22 protein-coding genes are annotated in these 22,599 nt (G+C 71.5%); 14 read left to right on the forward strand and 8 right to left on the reverse strand.

The window, feature by feature from the left end; translation table 11 throughout:
• Window positions 1–168 precede the first annotated feature (168 nt).
• The 4 genes from OG992_RS22985 (at window position 169) to OG992_RS23000 (ending at window position 2,805) form a co-directional block, all read left to right on the forward strand.
• Window positions 169–378 carry a DUF397 domain-containing protein gene (locus OG992_RS22985; protein WP_030327888.1) on the forward strand — a complete coding sequence of 70 codons (210 nt, stop codon included), beginning with the start codon at window positions 169–171 and terminating at the stop codon, window positions 376–378.
• Window positions 379–522: 144 nt separating this feature from the next.
• Complete coding sequence (locus OG992_RS22990; RefSeq protein ID WP_238686997.1) at window positions 523–1,005, forward strand: SRPBCC family protein; 483 nt, start codon at window positions 523–525, stop codon at window positions 1,003–1,005.
• 81 nt (window positions 1,006–1,086) lie between these two features.
• Window positions 1,087–2,343 (forward strand): PQQ-binding-like beta-propeller repeat protein, encoded by a 1,257-nt coding sequence (locus tag OG992_RS22995; RefSeq protein WP_266304273.1) that lies wholly within the window; start codon window positions 1,087–1,089, stop codon window positions 2,341–2,343.
• Between the two features lie 102 nt (window positions 2,344–2,445).
• The gene (locus tag OG992_RS23000) at window positions 2,446–2,805 is read left to right on the forward strand and encodes an LPXTG cell wall anchor domain-containing protein (protein WP_266304274.1); all 360 of its coding nucleotides are present in this window, start codon (window positions 2,446–2,448) and stop codon (window positions 2,803–2,805) included.
• A gap of 95 nt (window positions 2,806–2,900) precedes the next feature.
• Here the strand turns inward: OG992_RS23000 and OG992_RS23005 are convergent, their stop codons facing one another.
• From OG992_RS23005 to hppD, 6 genes are all read right to left on the reverse strand, one after another.
• Window positions 2,901–3,824 carry a hypothetical protein gene (locus OG992_RS23005; protein WP_266304275.1) on the reverse strand — a complete coding sequence of 308 codons (924 nt, stop codon included), beginning with the start codon at window positions 3,822–3,824 and terminating at the stop codon, window positions 2,901–2,903.
• Window positions 3,825–3,951: 127 nt separating this feature from the next.
• The gene (locus OG992_RS23010; protein ID WP_266304276.1) at window positions 3,952–4,506 is read right to left on the reverse strand and encodes a hypothetical protein; all 555 of its coding nucleotides are present in this window, start codon (window positions 4,504–4,506) and stop codon (window positions 3,952–3,954) included.
• 139 nt (window positions 4,507–4,645) lie between these two features.
• A complete protein-coding gene (gene hisC / locus OG992_RS23015; protein WP_238686992.1) occupies window positions 4,646–5,749 on the reverse strand; it encodes a histidinol-phosphate transaminase in 1,104 nt (367 codons plus the stop codon).
• Window positions 5,746–6,792: an RDD family protein gene (locus OG992_RS23020; RefSeq protein WP_266304277.1), complete on the reverse strand. Its 1,047-nt coding sequence runs from the start codon at window positions 6,790–6,792 to the stop codon at window positions 5,746–5,748. The genes hisC and OG992_RS23020 overlap by 4 nt, the downstream gene beginning before the upstream one ends.
• Window positions 6,793–6,868: 76 nt before the next feature.
• A complete protein-coding gene (locus OG992_RS23025) occupies window positions 6,869–7,570 on the reverse strand; it encodes an RDD family protein (protein WP_266304278.1) in 702 nt (233 codons plus the stop codon).
• 11 nt (window positions 7,571–7,581) lie between these two features.
• Window positions 7,582–8,787 (reverse strand): 4-hydroxyphenylpyruvate dioxygenase, encoded by a 1,206-nt coding sequence (gene hppD / locus OG992_RS23030; protein WP_238686989.1) that lies wholly within the window; start codon window positions 8,785–8,787, stop codon window positions 7,582–7,584.
• A 139-nt stretch (window positions 8,788–8,926) separates the two neighbouring features.
• Between hppD and OG992_RS23035 the strand changes: the two genes are divergently transcribed.
• The 5 genes from OG992_RS23035 (at window position 8,927) to OG992_RS23055 (ending at window position 17,420) form a co-directional block, all read left to right on the forward strand.
• Complete coding sequence (locus OG992_RS23035; protein ID WP_266304279.1) at window positions 8,927–9,430, forward strand: Lrp/AsnC family transcriptional regulator; 504 nt, start codon at window positions 8,927–8,929, stop codon at window positions 9,428–9,430.
• Window positions 9,431–9,535: 105 nt separating this feature from the next.
• Window positions 9,536–10,945, forward strand: a complete 1,410-nt coding sequence (locus OG992_RS23040; protein WP_266305257.1) for a PQQ-binding-like beta-propeller repeat protein — start codon at window positions 9,536–9,538, stop codon at window positions 10,943–10,945.
• Window positions 10,946–11,070: 125 nt separating this feature from the next.
• Window positions 11,071–12,738 carry a fumarate hydratase gene (locus OG992_RS23045; RefSeq protein ID WP_238686987.1) on the forward strand — a complete coding sequence of 556 codons (1,668 nt, stop codon included), beginning with the start codon at window positions 11,071–11,073 and terminating at the stop codon, window positions 12,736–12,738.
• 258 nt (window positions 12,739–12,996) lie between these two features.
• Window positions 12,997–15,975, forward strand: coding sequence for a BTAD domain-containing putative transcriptional regulator (locus OG992_RS23050; RefSeq protein ID WP_266304280.1), 2,979 nt, complete (start codon window positions 12,997–12,999; stop codon window positions 15,973–15,975).
• A 35-nt stretch (window positions 15,976–16,010) separates the two neighbouring features.
• A complete protein-coding gene (locus OG992_RS23055) occupies window positions 16,011–17,420 on the forward strand; it encodes an aspartate ammonia-lyase (protein WP_266304281.1) in 1,410 nt (469 codons plus the stop codon).
• Between the two features lie 49 nt (window positions 17,421–17,469).
• On the opposite strand, the gene OG992_RS23060 is transcribed toward OG992_RS23055, so the two are convergent.
• Complete coding sequence (locus OG992_RS23060; protein ID WP_238686985.1) at window positions 17,470–17,760, reverse strand: hypothetical protein; 291 nt, start codon at window positions 17,758–17,760, stop codon at window positions 17,470–17,472.
• Between the two features lie 757 nt (window positions 17,761–18,517).
• Between OG992_RS23060 and OG992_RS23065 the strand changes: the two genes are divergently transcribed.
• The 3 genes from OG992_RS23065 to OG992_RS23075 are packed head-to-tail and all read left to right on the forward strand — an operon-like array spanning window position 18,518 to window position 20,160.
• A complete protein-coding gene (locus tag OG992_RS23065) occupies window positions 18,518–19,330 on the forward strand; it encodes a helix-turn-helix transcriptional regulator (protein WP_266305258.1) in 813 nt (270 codons plus the stop codon).
• Window positions 19,321–19,503, forward strand: coding sequence for a DUF397 domain-containing protein (locus tag OG992_RS23070; RefSeq protein WP_266304282.1), 183 nt, complete (start codon window positions 19,321–19,323; stop codon window positions 19,501–19,503). Before OG992_RS23065 ends, OG992_RS23070 begins: the two co-directional genes overlap by 10 nt.
• Window positions 19,504–19,560: 57 nt before the next feature.
• Window positions 19,561–20,160, forward strand: coding sequence for a GNAT family N-acetyltransferase (locus OG992_RS23075; protein WP_238683034.1), 600 nt, complete (start codon window positions 19,561–19,563; stop codon window positions 20,158–20,160).
• On the opposite strand, the gene OG992_RS23080 is transcribed toward OG992_RS23075, so the two are convergent.
• A complete protein-coding gene (locus OG992_RS23080; protein ID WP_238683035.1) occupies window positions 20,127–20,672 on the reverse strand; it encodes a CGNR zinc finger domain-containing protein in 546 nt (181 codons plus the stop codon). The two genes, OG992_RS23075 and OG992_RS23080, sit on opposite strands and share 34 nt — an antisense overlap.
• Window positions 20,673–20,758: 86 nt before the next feature.
• On the opposite strand from OG992_RS23080, the gene OG992_RS23085 reads away from it, so the two are divergent.
• Window positions 20,759–21,724, forward strand: coding sequence for a DMT family transporter (locus OG992_RS23085; RefSeq protein WP_266304283.1), 966 nt, complete (start codon window positions 20,759–20,761; stop codon window positions 21,722–21,724).
• Window positions 21,725–21,843: 119 nt separating this feature from the next.
• Window positions 21,844–22,539 carry an HAD family hydrolase gene (locus OG992_RS23090; RefSeq protein WP_238683037.1) on the forward strand — a complete coding sequence of 232 codons (696 nt, stop codon included), beginning with the start codon at window positions 21,844–21,846 and terminating at the stop codon, window positions 22,537–22,539.
• The last annotated feature ends 60 nt before the right edge of the window (window positions 22,540–22,599 follow it).

Below are 22,599 nucleotides of genomic sequence, written 5' to 3' on the forward strand. Positions count from 1 at the left end.
CCGCCATCCGTCTCGTGCACGGGACCCGCGATCGCACCGGCTGTGCGATCACCGGCCCTGGTTGATCCGTTGATCGTCCGGATTCCGTTGCCACACCGCGCAATCCGAGCCGGGCTCCGCTCGGCCGCCAGCGGTGGGGCAATCCCGACGCACACGGAGGTAACGACGATGCACGATCTTGCGGGCGCGGTCTGGCGTACCAGCAGCCGCTCAAACGACCAGGGGCTCTGCGTGGAAGTGGCGGACAACCTGGTCGACGTCCATGGTCTGGTCGGAGTCCGCGACTCCAAGGACCAGGCCGGTCCCACACTCGCGGTCAGCCCGCCGGGGTGGACAGCGTTCATCGGCGCGATTCGGGCCGGTCGCTTCGAGCGCTGACCGGCGCTTCGGCGCCGGTCCACGACGACCGGTGCCGAAGCGACCGCCCAATCGGACAGCGTGGCCCCCGGGTGGTGAAAATTCCGCTCCGGGGGCCCCGTCCCGCCCTCACTCCGCGTACCGTCGAGGACACGGGAGGGTGTCATGTCGACGGTGGCGATTACCGGAATCATCGAGGCGCACGCTGTCGACGTCTGGCGTCTGCTGACCGACCTGCCCGGCCGCGCGGCCCGATTGACCGCAGCCGGCCCGATCGAGGTGCTCACCCCGGGTTCGTTCGGGCCGGGCACCTCCTGGCGCGAGGAACGCACCCAGCCGGGTGGTGGCACGCTGACCGAGGAGTTCCTGGTGGTCGAGGCGCTCGCGCCGCAGCGACTGGTGCTCTGTTCCTCCGGCACCGGCGCGGACTACCGCATCACCTGGAGCCTGCGGCCGGTCCGCCGCCGCCGTCGGGGCTGCACAGCGGTCACCGTCACCCACGAGGCGGTGCCGACAGCTCCGTACGGTCGGGTGGTGGCGCTGCTGCTCGGCGGGCTGGCCGTACGCGCGGTCGAGGCGGCGCTCTGGCGTGATCTCGCCGACCTTGCCGTCGCGGCCGGTGCCACCGGCTCCGTCGAAGCCGCCTGAGCGCCAGGCGCTCAGCCCTCGCCATGACCTGAACGGGGTCCGGCCCCCTCCGCTGGGTAGGGTGCCGGGCGGAGGTGCGGCATGAGGTTCCCGAGAGGCCGGCGACGGCTCGCGATCGCGGTCGCGGCGCTGCTCGCGACGGCGGCCGTCGTGGTCATCGTCCACCGGGTCCTCGCACCGGCAGAGGTGAGCACTGTGGCGCGGGCCGACTATCCGGCCCCGGCCCGACCTGCTGCCGGCGTGATCGGTCGGTTGCCGGTCGCCCCGTTGATCGTCGACGGGAGACTGCGGGTGTACGCCGCACACCGCCAGGTCTACGCCGACCGGCCGGTCGACGGGCGGTACCGGACCAGCCCGTACTGGTCGTACCGGCGGTGGCCAGCGGAGCTGACCGGGGTGGTGGCCAGCGGCAGCACCGTGGTCAGCCGTTGGTCCGACGGGCACCTCGTCGCACTGGACGCCCGGACCGGCCGGGTGCTCTGGCGAGCCGACGGCCCGGAGCCCGTCGGGAGCACGGCGCCGGCGCGTCGTACCTGGGCGGCGGCCGTCTGGGATGCGCCCGGGCTCCAGCTCACCGACCTCCCCGACGGGCGGGTCGTGGTGGTGGTGACCGGGGATGCCCAGGCGCGCGGGGTCGAGCTGAGCGGCGGCCGGGAACTGTGGCGGGTCGACCTGCCCGGCAGGTGTCGTAGCGACGTCGGCACCAGCGCGACCGGGCTGCTGATCGGTCTGGACACCTGCGCCGGGGCGGCCACTGTCGAGTTCCGGGACGCGGCGACGGGCGAGGTGCGTGAGCGTTGGCGCCCGCCGGGCGGCCCGGACGGGTTCGTGGTGACGCCGCTCGGCTGTCGTACCGGCGGGTCGGACTGTCTGGGGTTGCGGACCGCCGGGCCGGGTGACGAGGGCGGTCGGGGTTGGCTGTTGGCTGCCGGGTCGCCGGTCGCCGCCCCCGCGTTGGACCCGGCCGACGCCGCGCTGGTCGGTGAGCAGTCCGTCGCCGTGCTCGACGGGGTAGTGGTGGGTCGATCCGCGCGTACGGGCACGGAGCTGTGGCGGTCCCCGGGCCTGGGAACGGCCCGGGTGCTGGCTGGGCAACCTGGCCGGGTGCACCTGTTGACCGAGGCGAACGATCTGGTGACGCTGGATCCGGTGACCGGTAGGCAGTTGTCCCGCTTCGTTCTCAACGTCGGCTCGGACGGGACCGGCTGGACACCCGGGGCGGTGACGGCCGAGGACGGGTTCGTGGCGATCGAGCGGCTCCGAAGGCCTGTCGACCCCACCGGCGACGACCGGCGCTACTACTACACAGGCGAGACGGTGATTCTGGCCGCCACCTGATCGTGGCGTCTTGGGACTCGGAAACACCCAACCATTCCATTCCCTTTGTCGTGAAAGGGTACGTTTTTCACGGTTCAGGTTTCCGGTGGAAGGGGTCGGCGCATGGCCAGGACAGCAGCCAACTACCTCGTGGGTGGCGCGCTCGCCGCCACCGCGAGCCTGGCGTTGGCGGTGTCGCCGGTGCTGGCCGCCGACCCCGCCTCGGCGCGGGGGTTCGGCGCTGTCCGGGCCGAGCCCTCGGCGGACACCGGCGTCACCTTCGAGATCCTGCCGGCGTCGCCGACCCCGCCCCCGACCCAGCCGCCACCCACGTCCACACCGACGGCACCGCCCCAGCCCACACCGAGTCATGGTGAGTTGCCGGTCACAGGGTCGGGCGGGTCGGTGCTGCTCCTCGCCGTGCTGGGCGCAGCCCTACTCGCCGCCGGGTGGTTCGCCGCCCGCCGCAGTCGGCCGAGCTGACAAACCCCGCCGCAGCCGGCCGAGCTGACAAACCCCGCCGCAGCCGGCCGAGCTGACAGGCCGGCCGCAGCCGGTGGTCGGGCTGCACTCCGCAGTCAGCGGTTGGCCGGGGTGCGCTCCCTGGGGCGGCTGGTGGGAGGCCGACCGGACCGGCGGGAACGGCGGGCCAGCATGGCGAGGCCGACGATCAGCACTAGGCCCAAAACTGCCGCCGCCGCTGTCCACCCGGAGAGGATCCGGGAGACGACACTGCCCCGTTTGCCGACCTGACCAGCGTCGGGAAACGTGACCCGCGCGGTGATGCTTCGCTTCACCAGGCCGCTCTCCAGGTTCACCTCCGCCTTCCAGGGGCCGTTCGGCAACGTGGTCGGGAGCCGGGCGATGACCTGCCCGGAGGCGCCCGGCGCCAGCGTGACGCCCTGCCCGACCGGAAACGGGCCGGCCCGACTGCCGGCCGGGCCCTCGCTCAGGGTGACAGCGCCGGTCAGGTCGATGGCACGGCCTCCGGTGTTGGTGACCTGGACGGTCATCGACGGTTCGCCCTCGGGGCTGCGGGCCGGGCGTACCTCGCCGATCGAGAAGTCGGAGGCGGGTTCGCCTCCGGGCCCGATGTCGAGGTACATCCGGACTCCGACCCGGTGGACCTGCATGATCTCGCCGCCGGCCCGGGGCGCTGAGGCGGTGGATGCCCAGACCACCCCGTACCGCTCGCCCCGGGAGGCGGCCGGCGGCACGGTGACGGTCGCTCGGACCCGGGTCTCTTCCCACGGTCCCAGCTCGACCGAGCGCTCGTCGAGGGTGACCCAGGAGGTCAGCTCGTTCTCGGCGCGACCCTCGCCGAAGCGGAACGCCGCGTCCTCCAGGGTCGCGGCCGCCGGATACACGTCGACCCGACGGGTCTGGTCGGTGCGGTTGACGATCAGCAGTTGCCGCTTGATGGTGGTGCCCGGCGGTAGGTGGTCGACGATGTAGCGCAGCGCCCGAGGGTCGTTGCGGCGCTCGGTCGGGGCTTCCAGCAACCGGATCCCGATGGTGCCGTCGTCCGATCCCGCTTCCGGTTCGACCGCGCCGGCCCGGGTCGACAGACCCGGACCGGCGAGGCAGAACAGGGCGAGGGCGACCGCGATGGTCGACCGCCCCCGGCGGCTACGCCACCGAATGTGTCACCGTGCCGGTGTACACGCCCGCGATGCTGTCCAGCGGGACGTTGACGTCCAGTGTGGGGTTCCAGCTGGCGGTGTTGCCGCCGGTGCCGCCGCTGTGGGTGAACGCGGTGAGCGGGGTGACGCTGGAGAGCGGCTGGGCGTCGCCGGCGGTGGCCTGCCCCGGCGTGAAGGTGCCCGTGCCGGTGGTGGCCGTCGCCGGGCCGGACCAGTAGTCGATCTCCTCAGGGAGGACCGTCTCGGGCGGTGAGCCGCCGCCGGTCTGGAAGACGCTCGCGGTCACCGAGGCGACCCAGGAGGCGTCGGCGGCGCCTCGTGAGTCGGTGACCGTCACCACGCCGAGCTGGCCGGTGATGACCCCACCGGGGGCACCGTCACCGAGGTCGGCGGCGGCCGGCGCGTCGATGTCGAGGGTGCCGGCGAGTACCTCGAAGGTGACGGTGGTGGTGTCGGTGGGCGCGGCGGCGGCCGGCGTGGCGAGGAAGCCCACCATCGCCGCGGCGGCCGCCCCGGCAAGACAGATCTTGGCAGTACGCACTGTGGTTTACCCCGTTCTCGAAGTGAGCCGGACGCGATCCTCGGCACGTCTGGCTACTTCGGAAGATAGGGGCAACGAGGTGCTAAAACGGACAAACAACCCATCTGTCATCACTTGGTCACAGTAGGTCGTTCGGTGCTCAGGTCAGCGCCGCCTCCGCAGCCGCCAGGAACGCGTCGTTCTCGGCCGGGGTGCCGATCGTGACCCGGACCCCGTCCCCGGCGAACGGCCGCACGATCACCCCGCGCGCCTCGCACGCCTTGCCGAACGCCACGGCCCGCTCGCCCAACGGCAGCCAGACGAAGTTGGCCTGACTCGTCGGCACGTCGGGCACGAACTTGCGCAGCGCCTCGGTGACCCGGTCCCGTTCGGCAACGACCAGAGCGCAGCGGCGCTCCATCTCCACCACCTGGGTCAGCGCCGCGAGCGCCCCGGCCTGGGCCGCCGTGCTGCTGGAGAACGGGGTCGCCACCTTGCGGATGGCGGCCGCCACCACCGGCTGGGCAACCAGCCAGCCCATTCGCAGCCCGGCGAGCCCCCACGCCTTCGACAGGGTGCGCAACACCGCCACGTTCGGCCGGTCCAGGTAGTCGAGACCGTCCGGCACCTCCGCGTCCGTGACGAACTCCCGGTACGCCTCGTCGATGACCACCAGCACGTCGTCCGGCACGGCGTCGAGGAACCGGTCCAGCTCGGCCCGGCGAAGCGCCGTACCCGTGGGGTTGTTCGGGTTGCAGACGAAGATCACCCGGGTCCGGTCGGTCACCGCCGCGGCCATCGCCGCCAGGTCGTGCCCGTGCCCGGCGTCGTTGGGCACCCGCACGCTGGTCGCGCCGCTGGTCGCCACGATGATCGGGTACGCCTCGAAGGACCGCCACGAGTAGAGCACCTCGTCGCCGGGCAGGCAGGTGGCACGCACCAGGTGCTCGGCCAGCGCCACCGAACCGCAGCCGGTGGCGATCCGGTCGGCGTCCACCCCGTACCGCTGGGCCAGCGCGTCCCGCAGCGCGACCACACCCATGTCCGGGTAGCGGTGCGACGTGGTGATCGCCTCGGTGACCGCCTCCACCACGCCGGGCAGTGGCCCGTATGGCACCTCGTTGCTGGCCAGCTTGATGGCCTCCGGCAGGCCCAACTCCCGGGCCAGGTCGGCGGGGCTGCGCCCCGGCACGTAGCTGGGCAGCGCGTCCAGGTCGACGCGGGTCAGCCGCAGCGCCGGCTGGTGACGTCCGGAGTCGGTCATGGGGTGTCTCCCGAGGGCTGGTTACGGTCGTTCGAGGGGGCGGTATCGGTGTGCGGGGGGACTTCGACGACCACCGTCTGCGCGCGCTTGTCGTGCAGCGCCTGGCGCAGGGGATGGTCGAAGAGGGGGGAGAGGGCGTCGACCAGTTGCAGCACCAGGCCGAGCCCGGCGCAGTACCAGAGCAGAGTCGGCAGGCCCAGCGTGCTCCAGCGGCTCAGCGCCCGGCGGACGCCCAGCGGCTGGTCGGCGGCCACTGGCACCGCCCGGATCCGCATCACCCGCTTGCCGACTGTCTGCCCGCCGGAGGCCATTGTCGGCACCTCGTACGCCAGCCAGAGCGCGGTGGCGATCAGCAGGATCGCCACCAGCAGAGAGTTGGCCTGCTCACTGGGGATCGGCAGGCCGTCGGCGGAGGTGTCGCCGCGCGACGCGCGCCGGAAGACCTCCTGCCAGTACGGCGCCCACTCCTGCGCCCAGCGCCAGACGAACCAGCCGTTGACAACCACGTTCAGCGCGAAGACGAGGCCGAAGTCGATCAGCCGGGCGACCAGCCGACGGCCGTAGCCGGCCAGCCTGAGGCCGTGCGGTCGCGGCTCTGGCGGTCGTCCGGGCCAGCCGGGGTGACCGGCCGGCGGCGCCCAGCCAGGAGGGGCGCCCGGCGGGGTCCAGCCCGGCGGACCGCCCTGCGGACCCCAACCGGGAGGGCCAGCCTGGGGTCCCCAGCCAGGGCCGTGCCCCGGTTGCGGGCCGTGCCCAGGGGGTGGGCCGTGCCCAGGGGGTGGGCCGTACCCAGGGGGTGGGCCGTACCCAGGGGGTGGGCCCTGCTGGGGCGACCAGCCCGGCGCGCCGGTCGCCGAGTCGGGGGTCGTCGACGCCCCGGGCGCGGCCGGGGTGACCGGTGCGGGCGGCGGCTCGGCCGGCGGCGGACCGTCCGGCGGGGTCGCGTCGACGGGAATGGGCGCACCGAGCCAACCCTCGCCGTCCCAGTAACGCCGGGTCTCGGTGTCGGCGGGGTCGACGTACCAACCAGGTTGAACGCTCACGCCATCGCTCCGCTTCGCTTCGCGACGGCGCGAGGCGCCACCCTACTGAGCCTGCTGGTTCGCTCGCTGCGCTCGCTCACTGGGACACCTTAACGACGACCGTCTGAGCGAACTTGTCGTGGAGGCACTGCTGCCACGGCTTGTCCCAGAGCTGCCACAACCCGTCCAGGTAGCTCAGCCCCGGGACGAAGCCAGAGAACTGCTGCACCAGGAACCGCTTCGCGGCGGCCCGGCGGTCGAGGGAGCGCGTCGGGTCCAGCGGCACGATCCGCAGCTTCATCATCTTCTTGCCGAAGGTCTGGCCGGTCTTGAACATCATCTCGACGTAGTAGACGTACGCGAGCACGAGCGAGATCGCGATGATCCCGAGGTCCAGCCACAGCAGGGGCAGCAGGAGTTCACGGAGATAGTCGGGCTCGCGGATCGAGCCGTCCGACGCGAACAGGGCGAGATCGGGCGCAACGACAACGAGGAAGATGATCGCCGCGGGCACCGCGAGCACCAGGCCGACCACCATGAAGACCGCGGCGTCGAGCAACATGGCCAGCAGTCGATCGCTGAAGCTGGCCAGCGGCTGTCCGCCCGGGGTCAGCGTCGGGGGCGGGGCCACCGGTCGGTGTGGTCCGCCGTAGAACTGCGGCGGGGCGTACCCGGGTGGGGCGTACTGCGGCGGCGCGGCGTACCCGTGGGGGTGTGGGCCGGGCTGCGGCGCGAAGCCGCCGGCGGTGGGTCGGGGCCCACCGGCCGGCGGCGTCGGGTACGACGGAGGTTGCGTCACGCTCGCAAGTGTTACAGGTTGCCGCGGGCTTCCTGCTCCCGCTCGATCGCCTGGAAGAGCGCCTTGAAGTTGCCCTTGCCGAAGCCCAGCGAGCCGTGCCGCTCGATCAGCTCGAAGAAGACTGTGGGACGGTCCTGCACCGGCTTGGTGAAGATCTGGAGCAGGTAGCCGTCCTCGTCCCGGTCGACCAGGATCTTGCGGGCCTTCAGCTCCTCGATCGGCACCCGCACCTTGCCGATCCGCTCGCGCAGCTCCGGGTCGTCGTAGTACGAGTCCGGGGTGTCCAGGAACTCCAGGCCCGCCGCGCGCATCGCGTCGACGCTGGCCAGGATGTCGTTGGTGGCGACGGCGATGTGCTGCGCGCCCGGGCCCTGGTAGAACTCCAGGTACTCGTCGATCTGGGACTTCTTGCGGGCGATCGCCGGCTCGTTGAGCGGGAACTTCACCTTGCGGGTGCCGTTCGCCACGACCTTGCTCATCAGCGCCGAGTAGTCGGTGGCGATGTCGTCGCCGACGAACTCCGCCATGTTGGAGAAGCCCATCACCCGCTTGTAGAACTCGACCCACTCGTCCATCCGGCCCAGCTCCACGTTGCCGACCACGTGGTCGACGGCCTGGAAGAAGCGCTTCGGCTGGATGCCGGCGTCGATCATCGGCTGCCGGTCCACGATCGGGCCCCGGGCCACGAAGCCGGGCAGGAACGGGCCGCTATAGCGGGACCGGTCGACGAGCGTGTGCCGGGTGTCGCCGTACGCGGCGATGGAGGCCATCCGGACCGTGCCGTGCTCGTCGGTCACCTCGTGCGGCTCGACGACGCTGGCGGCGCCCTGGGCGATGGCGTGCGCGTACGCGGCGTCCACGTTCGGGACCTCCAGCGCGATGTCGCTGATCCCGTCGCTGTGCCGGGCCACGTGCTCGGCGCCCTCGGCGTCCGGGCGCACCGCGCCGGTCAGCACGAACCGGGCCGATCCGCTGGTCAGCACGTACTGGGCGTGGTCCCGGTAGCCCTGCTCGGGGCCGCGGTACGCCACGCAGGTCATGCCGAACGCGGTGGAGTAGTAGTGGGCGGCCTGCTTGGCGTTGCCGACCAGGAAGTGCACGTGGTCGAGGCCCCGGACCGGGAACGGGTCGTGGCTGATGTCGTGGTCGACAGCGCCGACGAGCCGGTCGACGTCGACGTCCTCGGTCGACTGGGGTCGGTCGATCGCCTGGGTCATGGTGGGCTCCCTCGCGTACCGGCCGGCCTTGTGGGCCGCCGTGGTCGGTTCTTGTGGCGAGGATCGCTGGCCCGGCATCGAGTGGGCAACTGTTGGCGGAAATGCTGGTCAGGTTGCGCATTCGGTATGGTGCTCACTCATGAATGGTGAGCAGAATGTACAGCTCGACTCGCTCGATGTGCGCTTGATCGAACTGCTCGCCGAGGAGCCGCGGATCGGGGTGCTGGAGTGCTCCCGGCGGCTCGGGGTGGCCCGGGGCACCGTGCAGGCGAGGCTGGACAAGCTTGTCGAGCGGCGGGTCATCGAGGGCTTCGGCCCCGAGATCGCGCCGGCCGCGATCGGGTTCGGGGTGACCAGCTTCGTCACCCTGGAGATCAGTCAGCGGCACGGCCACGACCCGGTCACCGCTCACCTCGCCGCCATCCCCGAGGTGTTGGAGGCGCACACCATCACAGGCTCCAGCGACCTGCTCTGCCGGATCGTGGCCCGCTCCAACACCGACCTGCAACGGGTCATCGACCAGATCGTGTCGTCCGTCGGCATCACCCGCGCCTCGACGATCATCGCGCTGGCCGAGCAGATCCCCTACCGCACGCTTCCGCTGGTGCGCAGCGCTGTTCGGTCCGAGGGAAGGACGCTGTAACACCTCCGAGCGCAGAAAGCGCGGCGACACGGCGGCGCGGGCGTACGGAAGATCCGTGATCGTGGCTACGGTGTGCGGGTGGCGAAGGGGAGCGTGCGCGGTGGGCTGCTGCTTGGCCTCGCCGTGGTCGTCGCGCTCGCCGCGACAGGCGTGTGGAACCCGTTCCCCGGCCTGTGGGACTGGGTGGACCGCAGCGAACCCATCTCCGAGCCCGACGTGGTCTGGCAGCAACGGGTCGGTGGCACTCCGCGCAGCGTGACAATCGCCGGCGACGCCGTCGTGGTCGAGCAGCGCACCCGGGTCGAGGCTCGCAGCCTGGCCACCGGCGCCCAGCTCTGGGAGCGCAAGGCGGACTGGGCGGCGGTCGCCGGCGGCGACCGGGACCCGGTAGTGGCCGTGGGCAAGCTCCTGGTCAAGGGGTACGAGCTGCTCGACCCGACGACGGGGGTGACCCGGCGGCGTGACGATGACGCGGTGGCCGTCTGGACGTACCGCAACCTGCTCCTCGACGCCAGGTGCACGGACGCCACCGACTGCACCCTGAGCGCCTGGGACCCGCGTGGCACGGCGCCGCTCTGGACGGCCTTCCTGCCCGGGGTGCACAGCGGCCTGCTCGCCGACAACCCGGGTCTGCGCGGCACCCGCCGGCTCACCGCCACCCGGATCGACGACGGCGTGGCCGGGGCGGAGGCCGCGCCACCGCTGCTCGGCTTCCCGGTCGACGGTCGGGTCCACGTGGTCGACACCGCCACCGGCCGGGTGCTGCAGAACGTCGAGCCCGGCCGGGAGGAGCGGCTCTCCGTCGTGGGCGGCCGACTGCTGCGGATCGCCGCCCGCTCCCAGGACGGCACCTGTTACTTCGCCATCTCCGCCCGCGACTCGGCCACCGGGCAGGAAGCCTGGCAGCGGGCCGGGATCAACCTGCGCACCGCCGACTCCGCCGGCTGCGTGCAACGCGAGGACCCGCAGGGTGCGCGGAACGTGCTGATCGGCGTCGCCCCGGACGGCCGCGAGGCGGTCATCGACGGGTACGACGGCCGGCTGCTCTGGGTCGGTGAGCCGGGCACCAAGCCGATCGCGGTGGACGACCGTTCGGCGGTGTTCCGGGCCGCCGACAAACGTTCGGTCATCGCCCGCGAGTTGGGCACCGAGAAGGTGCTCTGGACGCGGCAGGCCAGCGGCAAGGCCGGGGCCGCGCTCACCCCGTACGCGGCGGTGGTGGCCGACGAGAAGCCGTCCCGGCTGGCGGCACTGGACCCACGCACCGGCCGGGAGTTGGCCGCCCTGCGCACCTCGGCGAACGCCCTCGCCGTCGGGTCACAGGGGATGATCATCGGTGAGGGGCGGGAGATCGGGTACGTCCGTTTCGGCGCGTCCGGAAGCTCGCCCACCCGGCCGCCCGGCAACGGTGGGAATCCCGGGCCGGGCGGCCCCGGCCCCGGCGGGCCGAACGACGGCGACTGCGGGCCGAAGGGGGAACTCTGCCCCGACCCGGGCGGCGGCAAGGACGGCTGAGCGGGCGGTTCGTCCGAAGATCGGGATGGCGGCCGGGCCCGGCGCGCCCGGTGGATGAGAGCGGCGTCCCAGGACCCGCCCGGCGGGTGGGAGTGATCGACCGGTCTGCCCTAGGCTTGCCGCTCATGAGCAGTGCCGCCGCATTCTCGTACGCCCCTCTGCTGCCAACCGGCCCGGACCAGACGGACTATCGCCTGGTCACCGACGAGGGCGTGGACGTCGTACACGGCCCGGGAGGCCGTCGGTTCCTCACCGTGGAGCCGGCCGCGCTCACCGCGCTGACCGCCGAGGCGATGCACGACATCGCGCACTTCCTGCGCCCCGCACACCTGGCGCAGCTCCGGGCGATCATCGACGACCCGGCCGCCTCGCCGAACGACCGGTTCGTCGCGCTGGACCTGCTGCGCAACGCCAACATCGCCGCCGGCGGTGTCCTGCCGATGTGCCAGGACACCGGCACCGCCATCGTGATGGGCAAACGCGGTCGGCACGTGCTGACCGACGGTGCCGACGCGGAGGCCATCTCCCGGGGCGTCTACCAGGCGTACACCAAGCTCAATCTGCGCTACTCCCAACTCGCTCCCCTGACCATGTGGGACGAGCGGAACACCGGCAGCAACCTGCCCGCCCAGGTAGACCTGTACGCCGAGGACCCGGACGGGCACCCCGACGCGTACAAGTTCCTGTTCATGGCCAAGGGCGGTGGCTCGGCCAACAAGTCGTACCTCTACCAGGAGACGAAAGCGCTGCTCAATCCAACGCGGATGATGCAGTTCCTGGAGGAGAAGCTGCGGCTGATCGGCACCGCCGCCTGTCCGCCGTACCACCTGGCCGTCGTCATCGGCGGCACCTCCGCCGAGTACGCGCTGAAGACCGCGAAGTACGCCAGCGCCAAGTATCTTGACGCGCTGCCCACAACGGGTTCGATGAGCGCGCACGGCTTCCGCGACCTGGAGCTGGAGGCGGAGGTCCTGGAGCTGACCCGCAACTTCGGCATCGGCGCGCAGTTCGGTGGGCGGTACTTCTGCCACGACGTACGGGTGGTCCGGTTGCCCCGGCACGGTGCGTCCTGCCCGGTGGCTATCGCCGTCTCCTGCTCGGCGGACCGCCAGGCCGTCGCCAAGATCACCCCGTCGGGCGTGTGGCTGGAGCGGCTCGAAACCGACCCGGCGCGGTTCCTGCCCGACGTCACCGACGATTCGCTCGACGCCGAGCTGGTGGTCCGGGTCGACCTGAACCGGCCGATGGACGAGATCCGCGCGGAACTGTCGAAGTACCCGGTGAAGACGCGCCTCTCCCTCTCCGGGCCGCTCGTCGTCGCCCGGGACATCGCCCACGCCAAGATCGCCGAGCGGCTGGACGCCGGTGAGCCGATGCCGCAGTACCTGCGTGACCACGCGGTCTACTACGCCGGCCCGGCGAAGACCCCCGAGGGGTACGCGTCCGGCTCGTTCGGCCCGACCACCGCCGGCCGGATGGACGCCTACGTGGAAAAGTTCCAGGCCGCCGGTGGCTCCCAGGTGATGCTGGCCAAGGGCAACCGGTCGGGTCAGGTGACCCGATCCTGCCAGCAGCACGGCGGCTTCTACCTCGGCTCGATCGGCGGCCCCGCGGCCCGTCTCGCCCAGGACTGCATCAAGCACGTCGAGGTGCTCGAATACGCGGAGCTGGGCATGGAGGCCGTCTGGAAGATCGAGGTGGAGGACTTCCCCGCCTTCATCGTGGTCGACGACAAGGGCAACGACTTCTTCGCCGAGGTCACCAAGCCGGTGCTCACCGTCGGCCGCCGCTGACCCCACAGGTACGCGAACGGGCGCCGGGCGAACTCGCCCGGCGCCCGTTCTGTCGCCCGTGCTCTGCCGACATCGGTACGCCCGCCCCCTGGGGTGGGACGGGCGCACCGCCCCCGTCGGATGCCGTCACCGACAACTCGGAATGAGTGTGCTGCGCACCGCTGTCGATCCGCTCTCAGATCACTATCGCCTGACCGAGGCGGTCTGTTATCACCGGACTACTCTGCTGGAAGTTGCACCACTGATGCGGGAGAGCAGATGCGGTTCGGGATCCTGGGGCCTCTGCGGGTGGGCGGTGGCGAGTCCACTGTCACCGCCGGACGCGACCGGATCGTGCTCGCCATGCTCTTGTTGCGGGCCGGTCGGCTCGTGCCGGTCGACGAGCTGGTTGACGCGGTGTGGGAGGACCGCCCGCCGGCCACCGCCCGAGCGCAGTTGCAGACCTGCGTGTCGCGGTTGCGTCGCCGGTTCACCGAACTCGAGCTGGCACCGGACCTCATCGTCACCGACCCGGCGGGGTACGGGGTGCGTACCGCACCGACCGACCTGGACGCCGAGGTCTTCACCCGGGGTGTGGAGGCGGCCCGATCCGCCGCGACGGCCGGTCGCCTGGTAGACGCGCGTGCCGAATTCCGCGCCGCCTTGGCGTTGTGGCGCGGGCCGGCGCTGGGTGGGATCCCGAGCCGGAGCGTCCGCCGCCGTGCACAGGCACTCGACGAGCAGCGTCTCACCGCGCTGGAGGAGTGCGTCGATGTCGAGCTGCGCCTCGGTCTGGCCGCCGAGCTGATCGGCGAACTCGCCGAAAGTGTCGACCAGCACCCGGTGCGGGAGCGGCTGCGTGGGCAACTGATGCTGGCACTGTCCGCGGTCGGGCGGCAGGCCGACGCGCTCGCCGTCTACCGGGAGGGCCGGCGGTTCTACGCGGATGAGCTGGGCATCGAACCAGGTGCCGAGTTGCAGGAACTGCACCAACGGGTGCTCGCCGGTGACCTGGCCCTGGCCGGTCGGGAAGCGCGGCCGATCGCTCCGGTCCGCTCGCTGCCCCGGGCGATCGGCGACTTCACCGGCCGGCAGCAGACGCTGGCCCGCCTGGTCAAGGAGGTGGAGGCCGGGGCCCGGATCCAGCTCATCGACGGCATGGCGGGCAGCGGCAAGACCACCCTCGCGGTGCACCTCGCCACCGCCCTCGCAGACGACTACCCGGACGCCCAGCTCTACCTCGACCTGCATGGGCACAGCGAGCGCACGCCGTTGACGCCGGCTGCGGCGGTGGCGACGCTGCTGCGGCAACTCGGTGTGCCCGACGAGCGCGTACCGGCGAACCAGGACGACCGGTTGGCGCTCTGGCGCTCCGAGCTGTCCGGCCGGCGGGCCCTGCTGGTGTTGGACAACGCGGCCACCGCCGACCAGGTGACACCCCTGCTGCCCAACGGCTCGCGATGCCTGATCCTGATCACCAGTCGTCGACGGCTGGTCGGGGTGGACGAGGGCCGGCCCTCGTCGCTTCCCGTGCTCGACACCGACGAGGGGGTCGAGCTGCTGGGGCGGGTGGTCGGCATGAACCGGGTGGCAGCCGAGCCGGAGGCCGCCACCGAGGTGGTCCGACGCTGTGGTCACCTGCCTCTCGCCATCCGACTGGCCGGTGCCCGACTGGCACACCGACCCCGTTGGCGGATCGCCGACCTGGCCGAGCGGCTGAGCACCCGACCGGACCCGTTGGCCGAGTTCGAAGCGGGCGAACGGTCCGTCGGTCGAGCCTTCGCCCTGTCGTACGCCCAGGTGTCGCCGGCGGCGCAGCGCGCGTTCCGGCTGCTGGGTCTGCACCCGGGGGTACGGTTCGACAACCTGGTCGCGGCCGTACTGGTCGAACTGCCGCTGCCCGAGGTCCAGGACCTGCTCGACGAGTTGGTCGACGCGCACCTGGTGGAGGAGGCGGAGCCCAGCCGCTACCGGCTGCACGACCTGGTCCGGGAGTACGCGCGGACGCTGGTCGCCGAGCCTGAGCGGGCAGGCGAGCGGCGGGGCGCCATCGAGCGTCTGCTCGATCACCACCTGCACGTCGCCACGGCGATCGCTCGCGAGAGGGAGCTCTCCTCGACCCAACCGCTGATCTTGGTGACGGTACCGGTTCGGGCTGACCTGGTCACGATCGTCACCGAGCAGGGTCGAACCTGGCTCAACGAGAACCTTGCCCTGTGGCCCGCACTGGTCCGGTTGGCGGAGACCGAGGGGCTTCTCCAGAAGTGCTGGCAGTTGGCGAGGGCGTGCTGGCACGCCCAGTTCGAGAGTGGCCGCCTGGACGAGTTGATCGAGACGCACTCCGCGGGCCTGCGCGCCGCCGAGGAGTTGGGCGACGATCGGGCGGTCGCGACAATGCTCAACTATCTCGCCTCGGCCCACTACCGGTTGGGTGCTTTCCCCGAGTCGATCCGGGTGATGGAAAGGTCGCTGGAGATTTTCCGCCGGCTCGGTCTGCGCCGTGAGTTCCGCAACACCCTTGGCAACCTGGGCACCTCTTACGCCGCCAACTTCGAGTTCCGCCGGGCCCGGGAGTGCTACGACGCTGCCCGCGCGCTGGCGACGCGGCTGCGCGACAAGGAGGCGCTGGCGAACGAGCTCAACAACCTCGCGATGACCCTGCTTCTCTGGGGACGGTTCGACGAGGCGCTGCGCACCGCCCGGCGGCACCTGGGGATCGCCCGCGAGGTCGGCGATCCGCGCCGGATCGGCAACGCCCTCGGGCACCTCGGGATGATCCGGCATCGGATGGGTGACGTGGTGCCGGCCGAGCGGTTGCTGCGGGTGGCGCTGCGCATCAAGCGAGAGGTGGGCACCCGGTTTGGCGAGGGTGAGGTGTTGAACGAGATCGGGATGATGGAACGGGAGGCTGGCCGTCCCGAACGGGCCGCCGATCTGCACCGTGCGGCACTGGTCGCGATGACCGAGGCGGGGGATCGCATCGCCCAGTGCGGCTCGCGCAACCTGCTGGCCCGAGCCATCCTGGATCAGGGGGACGTGACAAGCGCGCTCGACCTGCATCGTCGGGTGCTCGTCGACGCCACCGGGCTGGGTTCCCCACGCGAGCAGGGCCTAGCGTTGGAGGGCATCGCCCGCTGCGTACGGGCCACCGATCCGGCGGCCGCCCGCGCGCACCTGGAGCGAGCGCTGGCGCTGTTTCGGCAGATCGAGTCGCCGGATCAGCACGAGGTGGAACGGCTGCTCACCGAGTTCGGCTGACGGATCATCTGCGAGTCGGCCACGGGCGCGGCAGGATGGTACGCGTGACGACTCCAGAGGCGACCGGTTACCGCATCGAACGCGACTCGATGGGCGAGGTGGAGGTGCCCGCCGAGGCGCTGTGGCGGGCGCAGACCCAGCGCGCGGTGCAGAATTTCCCGATTTCCGGCCGGGGCCTCGAACCGGCCCAGATCAAGGCCCTCGCCCAGATCAAGGGCGCGGCGGCCGAGGTCAACGGCGAGCTGGGCGTGATCGACGCCAACGTGGCCGCCGCGATCGCCGCCGCCGCCGCGCACGTCGCCGACGGTGGTTACGACGACCAGTTCCCGGTGGACGTGTTCCAGACCGGCTCCGGCACCTCGTCGAACATGAACACCAACGAGGTGATCGCGACCCTGGCCAGCCGGGAACTGGGCTCCCCGGTGCACCCGAACGACCACGTCAACGCCTCCCAGTCGAGCAACGACGTCTTCCCGTCCTCGATCCACCTGGCGGCCACCCAGTTCATCGTCGAAGACCTGCTGCCGTCGCTGGCGCACCTGGCCTCGGCGTTGGAGGCCAAGGCCGCCGAGTTCGAGACGGTGGTCAAGGCCGGGCGTACCCACCTGATGGACGCCACCCCGGTCACCCTCGGTCAGGAGTTCGGTGGGTACGCCGCCCAGGTCCGCTACGGGATCGAACGGCTGGAGGGGGCGCTGCCCCGACTGGCCGAGCTGCCGCTGGGCGGCACCGCCGTCGGCACCGGGATCAACACCCCGCTCGGCTTCGCCGCCGCCGTGATCGACAGGTTGCGTGAGTCGACCGGGTTGCCGCTGAGCGAGGCGCGAAACCACTTCGAGGCGCAGGGCGCGCGGGACGCGCTGGTGGAGACATCGGGGCAGTTGCGGACCGTGGCGATCGGTCTCTACAAGATCGCCAACGACATCCGCTGGATGGGCTCCGGCCCTCGCGCCGGCCTGCGCGAGCTGCGCATCCCGGACCTCCAGCCCGGCTCGTCGATCATGCCGGGCAAGGTCAATCCGGTGGTCGCCGAGGCGATGCGGCAGGTCTGCGCCCAGGTGATCGGCAACGATGCGACCGTCAGCTTCGCCGGCTCACAGGGCGACTTCGAGCTGAACGTGATGCTCCCGGTGATGGGCCGCAACCTGCTGGAGTCGATCCGGCTGCTCTCCGCGGTGAGCCGGCTCTTCGCCGACCGGCTGGTGGTCGGCCTGGTCGCGGACGCCGAGGTCTGCCTGGCGTACGCCGAGGGCTCACCGTCGATCGTCACCCCACTCAACCGCTACCTGGGGTACGACGAGGCCGCGTCGATCGCCAAGGAGGCGCTGGCCAAGCAGACCTCGATCCGCGAGGTGGTCATCTCCCGGGGGCACGTCGACTCCGGCAAGCTCACCGAGACCCAGCTGGACGAGACGTTGGACCTGCTCCGGATGACCCATCCCTGACCCGTCCTGCCCCGCCCGGCTCGGCCCGCCCTGCCGCAGCCTGCCCTGGTCAGGGTAGGTGCCGTGGTCTCGCCCAACCGAGGAAGCGGGCGAAGAGCGCGGCGGGGTCGGGGCCGTCGTGCGGGTTGAGTCGGTACAGGTCGGCAGCCGCCTCGTGCAGGACGGCGCACAGGTAGATGCTCAACCCGATGCGGTCGTGCGCGTACTCCTGACGCAGTGTGAGTCGGGCGACCGGGCACGGCCAGGGCGCGGCGCAGACCCGGCAGAGCCAGAGCGGGCGCAGCGGCAGGTGCGGTCGGAGTGGTGCCGTCGCGCGGCCGTCCGGGGCGATCCGGGACATGCTGTGGCCTTTCGTTGACCGGACTGCGCCGGGGTGTCGCCGGGCTAGGGGTCGCGCCGGACTTGCGTCGGAGCTGCGCCACCTGCGCTGCGCCACCTGCCCTGCGCAAGATCGTGCTCGATCCTGGATGTAGTGGCTTCCGCACGCCAGGACCCCACTCTTTCCAGGATCGAGCACGATCTTGTGTGGTCGGTCGGGGCTGCCGGCGGGTTCGGTGGCCGATGTGGTTGGTCGGGTGGTGGGCGTGGCCGGTCGGGTGGTGGGCGCGGCTGGAATGGTGGGCGTGGTCGGCCCGGGGTGGCCGGCGTGTGCGTGGGCGGGGTAGCAGGTGTCGGCGGGTCCGGCAATGTCTTGGGCTGACGCTTTGGACCTGACTCGTTTGTGGCATCGCCTCCGCTTGTCCTGGTGGTTGCACTCCGGCTGTGGCGCGCCCTGGTCGTGGCGCACTCCGGCTGTGGCGCGCCCTGGTCGTGGCGCACTCCGGCTGTGGGTCGCTCTGGTCGTGGGTCGCGCTGGCTGTGGGTCGCGCTGGCTGTGGCTGTCTGGTGGGACCGCCCGGCACGGGGGAGCGGGCGGTCCCGTGCGGTACCGGCAGATCCCGGGGGACGGGGAGCGGCGCCGCGCTTCACAGTCTGGTGATCAGGCGACTACGGTCGGAAGGGTTTGGCCGCGTCGTCATAGTCGCCCTGTCTTGGGTAGCAGCGCCGCTGGCGGCCGGCTGGAGATGATCGTCGGCGAGGTGGAGGGCGGGCACGGCATGGCCGATGGACAGATGACTGCGGCGGCGTTCCTGATCGCTGAGCTGCGCCGGGCGCGGGTTCGACGTGGCTGGAGTCAGGACGAGCTGGCCAAGGCGGTCAACTACTCGGCGTCGATGGTCAGCGCCGTCGAGCTGGGTCAGCAGCCGCCGACTGCCAAGTACCTGGAACTCGTCGACCGCGCCCTGGACACCGGCGGCCTCTTCGGCCGGATGTCCACCGAACTGGTCAGCCTGGACCGGGCGCAGCCCTGGCTACGCGGCTGGCAGGCGATCTTCGAGCAGGCGCGCACGGTCCGGTGGTACGAGCCTCGCTACGTGCCCGGCCTGTTCCAGACGGAGGACTACGCGCGAGCGGTCTTCGAGGCTGGCGGCCTGCTCGCTCCCGACGAGGTTGACCGGCGATTGGCCGACCGGATGAATCGCCAGGATGTGCTGCATAGCGAACGTGCGCCGCAGATCGTGGCGGTGCTGGACGAGGCGGTGCTACGGCGACGGGTGGGCGGGCGGAAGGTGATGCGCGACCAGACGCTGCACCTGGCCGGCATCGCCACTGGGCATCCTCGGGTCCGGCTGCACGTGGTGCCACGATCCGCTGAGGAGTATCCGGGCCTCGGCGGTCAGTTCGCGCTCGCTGCCCTGCCCGACGGCACGGAATTGGCCTATATGGAGTGCCAGGTTCGCGGCCAGGAGCTGGACCAGCCGCAGGATCTGTTGCGGTTGCAGCGGGTCTGGGAGGCTACCTTGGGCGAAGCCCTGCCCCCGCAGGCGTCCATTGAATTGATCAGCGAGGTGGCCGAGTCGTGGAGTTGACCGACGCTCAATGGCGTAAGAGCAGCCGCAGCAACCAGGACAACAACTGCGTCGAGGTGGCGACGAATCTTGGGGACGTGGTCGGGGTGCGAGACAGTAAGGACTCGGACGGGCCCGTGCTCGTTGTCGACGCGTACTCCTGGCGGCTCTTCGTGGTCGCGCCCCCGCGTTGATCCGACCGCCTCGCCCGCGACGGGGGTCGGTCCTGAGCAGGACGGATGATCCGGGGTATGGGTGACGATGGCGCGGCGGTGCCGGCGGAGACCGAGCGGCTGCGGCTGCGGCGGCTGACCATGGGCGACGTGGACGCGCTGGTCGAGTTGGACAGCGACTCCGAGGTGATGCGTTTCCTCACCGGGGGTGTCGCGACCCCGCTGTCCACCGTGCGTGACGAGCAGTTGCCGAGGCTGCTGGCCCAGTACGACAGGTTCCCCGGGTTGGGGCGGTGGGCGGCGCATGATCGGGAGTCCGGCGAGTTCCTGGGTTGGTTCGCGTTGGACCCGTCAGCGGACGGCACCGAGGCCGAGTTGGGCTATCGGCTGCGCCGCTCGACGTGGGGGCGCGGGCTGGCCACCGAGGGGTCGCTGGGGCTGGTCCGGCACGCCTTCGACGTTGTCGGGGTACGTCGGGTCTGGGCCGAGACGATGGCTGTCAACGAACGCTCCCGGCGGGTGATGGTGAAGGCCGGGCTGCGCTACGTGCGGACCTTTCACCTGCAGTGGGACGACCCGATCCCGGGCACCGAGCAGGGCGAGGTGGAGTACGAGGTGCGAGCCGAGGAGTGGGCGACCGTCGGTCAGGAGCGGCCGGCGGCCCGGCGGGCGCGGTAGGCGGTCACCGCGGCGCGGTTGCCGCAGCCGGCCTCGCAGAACCGCCGGGACCGGTTGCGGGACAGGTCGACGACGACGTTGTCGCAGTCCGGGTATTCGCAGATCCGCAAACGGCTCAGCTCGCCGGTACGGACGAGGTCGGCCATCGCCATGGCGGCTTCGACCGCGATCCGGGTGGCCAGCGGCGCATCGCGGGGAACGGCGTGCAGGTGGTACGGCTCGTCGTCGTGCTCGATGAGCTGGGGCAGCGCCTTGTGTTCCAGCAGCAGGCCGTTGACCACCGCGACGATCTCGGGTGGTTCGGCGTGCCAGATGCGGCGCAGTTGGGGACGCAGCTCCCGTACGGCGCGCAGCTCGGCCTCGGTGTGCTCGTGCCGGCCGCTGTAGGAGTGGCGGTCGAAGAACGCGTCCAGCGCCGCGATGTCGGGCAGCAGCTCACCGTCCCGACCTGCGGTGTTGACCAGCGCCGCGGCGGCGATCAGCGAACACTCGGTGTCATGAGCGAATAGCAACTTGACTCCTGTCATGGCTTCCGCCTAGCGTCATCAGTACAAGGATAGTTTGCTCATGACACGGTGCCCATTGCGAGGAGCGCGACATGCACTCACGACCTGCTGCCGGCGTCGGACTTGCGCTGCTCTCCGCAGTCACCTTCGCCACCTCCGGCACCTTCGCGCGATCGCTCATCGAGGCCGGCTGGTCAGCCGAGTCCGCGGTGATCGCCCGGGTCGGGGTGGCCGCCCTGGTGCTGGCGATCCCCGCCCTGCTGTCGCTGCGGGGCAAATGGGACGTGCTGCGAGGCAACGCCGCGGCCATCGGCATGTTCGGGCTCCTCGGGGTGGCGCTGGCCCAGGTGTGCTTCTTCAACGCCGTGCGCTACCTGCCCGTCGGTGTCGCGCTGCTGCTGGAATACCTGGGCATCATCCTCGTCGTGGTCTGGATGTGGCTGCGGCACGGGCAGCCACCCCGCCGGCTCACCGTCGCCGGGTCGGTGGCCGCACTCGCCGGGTTGGCGTTCGTGCTCGACCTCGCCGGCACCGCCGACTTCCACCCGGTGGGCGTGCTCTGGGGGCTTGGCGCGGCGTTCGGCCTGGCCGGATACTTCGTGCTCGCCGGCCGGGTCGACCCCCGGCTGCCCTCGGTCGCCATGGCCAGCGGTGGAATGGCCGTCGGCGCCGCCATGCTGCTCCTCGTCGGACTGACCGGCCTGCTGCCGCTGCACGCCACCTTCGGTGAGGTCACCTTCGCCGGGCAACCCACCAGCTGGTTGGTGCCCATCGCCGGGCTGTCGTTGGTGGCCGCCGTCATCGCGTACCTCACCGGCATCGCCGGCACCCGGATCCTCGGGCCCCGCCTGTCGTCGTTCGTCGGGCTGACCGAGGTGCTCTTCGCGGTGCTTATCGCCTGGCTCTTCCTGAACGAGCTGCCCACCGGCTGGCAACTGTTCGGCGGCGCGCTGATCGTCGCCGGCGTCGCCCTGGTACGCCTCGACGAACTGCGCGGGTCGCCCTCGACGCCCGCGCCGGCCACGCCCGAACCCGAACTGGCGCTTGACGGTCGGTGAGGGTTGGCCGGCGGCGTGCTCCTGATGGCTGGCGCGTGCCGGCGGGCGGCGCGCTCCGCGCGGGCGGCGCGCTCCGCGCGGGCGGCGCGCTCCGCGCGGGCGGTGAGAGACTGGGTGCCGTGCTGACCACTGTGGTGTTCGACGCTGACGAGACGCTGTTGGACCTGCGTCCAGCGGTCACGGGCGGGCTGGTGGCGGTCCTCGACGAGATGCGGCGACGTACCTCGGCGGCGGCCGGGGTGACGCTCGCCGAGCTGGAGTCGGACTGGGGTGCCGTCTTCGGTGAACTGAGCGCCGCCCCGGTGGCGGAGATCCGGCGCGCGGCACTGGCCCGGTCGCTGGCCCGCGCCGAACTGGTCAACCACCTGGACGAGATCGCAGACCTCTTCTTCGGTCGCCGGTTCGCCCTGACCCGCCCGTTCCCGGACGTACCACCGGCGCTGGCCACGCTGCGCGGCCGGTACACGCTGGGCTTCGCCACCAACGGCAACAGCCGCGCCGAGCGGTGCGGGCTCGCCGGCGAGTTCGCCTTCGAGCTGTACGCGCACGAAAACGGCCTGCCCAAGAAGCCAGCCCCGGAGTTCTACGCCGCGGTGGTCGCGGCGGCCGGGGCGCCAGCCGACCAGATCGTGTACGTCGGCGACTCGTGGGAGCACGACGTGCTGGCGCCTCGGCGGGCCGGCCTGCGATCGGTGTGGCTGAACCGGCTCCGCCTGCCCCGCCCCCTCGGCTGCCAGCCCGACGCCGAAGTTTCCAGCATGGCCGAGCTGCCAGCCGCGCTGGCGAATCTTGGTGTCGACGCGGTAGGTGTGTAGGTCGAGGTGGCCAGTGGTGTGTCTGTGCGCCGGGTGACTGTGCGGCCTGTGTCGGTGCGG

This window comes from Micromonospora sp. NBC_00362, from assembly GCF_026342155.1.
Classification (GTDB): domain Bacteria; phylum Actinomycetota; class Actinomycetes; order Mycobacteriales; family Micromonosporaceae; genus Micromonospora; species Micromonospora hortensis.

Bases quoted from the DNA above. Each gene is read 5' to 3' on its own strand.
- OG992_RS22985 (WP_030327888.1), top strand. From the start codon at position 169: ATGCACGATCTTGCGGGCGCGGTCTGGCGTACCAGCAGCCGCTCAAAC.
- OG992_RS22990 (WP_238686997.1), top strand. From the start codon at position 523: ATGTCGACGGTGGCGATTACCGGAATCATCGAGGCGCACGCTGTCGAC.
- OG992_RS22995 (WP_266304273.1), top strand. From the start codon at position 1,087: ATGAGGTTCCCGAGAGGCCGGCGACGGCTCGCGATCGCGGTCGCGGCG.
- OG992_RS23000 (WP_266304274.1), top strand. From the start codon at position 2,446: ATGGCCAGGACAGCAGCCAACTACCTCGTGGGTGGCGCGCTCGCCGCC.
- hisC (WP_238686992.1), bottom strand. From the start codon at position 5,749: ATGACCGACTCCGGACGTCACCAGCCGGCGCTGCGGCTGACCCGCGTC.
- hppD (WP_238686989.1), bottom strand. From the start codon at position 8,787: ATGACCCAGGCGATCGACCGACCCCAGTCGACCGAGGACGTCGACGTC.
- OG992_RS23035 (WP_266304279.1), top strand. From the start codon at position 8,927: ATGAATGGTGAGCAGAATGTACAGCTCGACTCGCTCGATGTGCGCTTG.
- OG992_RS23045 (WP_238686987.1), top strand. From the start codon at position 11,071: ATGAGCAGTGCCGCCGCATTCTCGTACGCCCCTCTGCTGCCAACCGGC.
- OG992_RS23050 (WP_266304280.1), top strand. From the start codon at position 12,997: ATGCGGTTCGGGATCCTGGGGCCTCTGCGGGTGGGCGGTGGCGAGTCC.
- OG992_RS23055 (WP_266304281.1), top strand. From the start codon at position 16,011: ATGGTACGCGTGACGACTCCAGAGGCGACCGGTTACCGCATCGAACGC.
- OG992_RS23060 (WP_238686985.1), bottom strand. From the start codon at position 17,760: ATGTCCCGGATCGCCCCGGACGGCCGCGCGACGGCACCACTCCGACCG.
- OG992_RS23065 (WP_266305258.1), top strand. From the start codon at position 18,518: ATGGCCGATGGACAGATGACTGCGGCGGCGTTCCTGATCGCTGAGCTG.
- OG992_RS23075 (WP_238683034.1), top strand. From the start codon at position 19,561: ATGGGTGACGATGGCGCGGCGGTGCCGGCGGAGACCGAGCGGCTGCGG.
- OG992_RS23085 (WP_266304283.1), top strand. From the start codon at position 20,759: ATGCACTCACGACCTGCTGCCGGCGTCGGACTTGCGCTGCTCTCCGCA.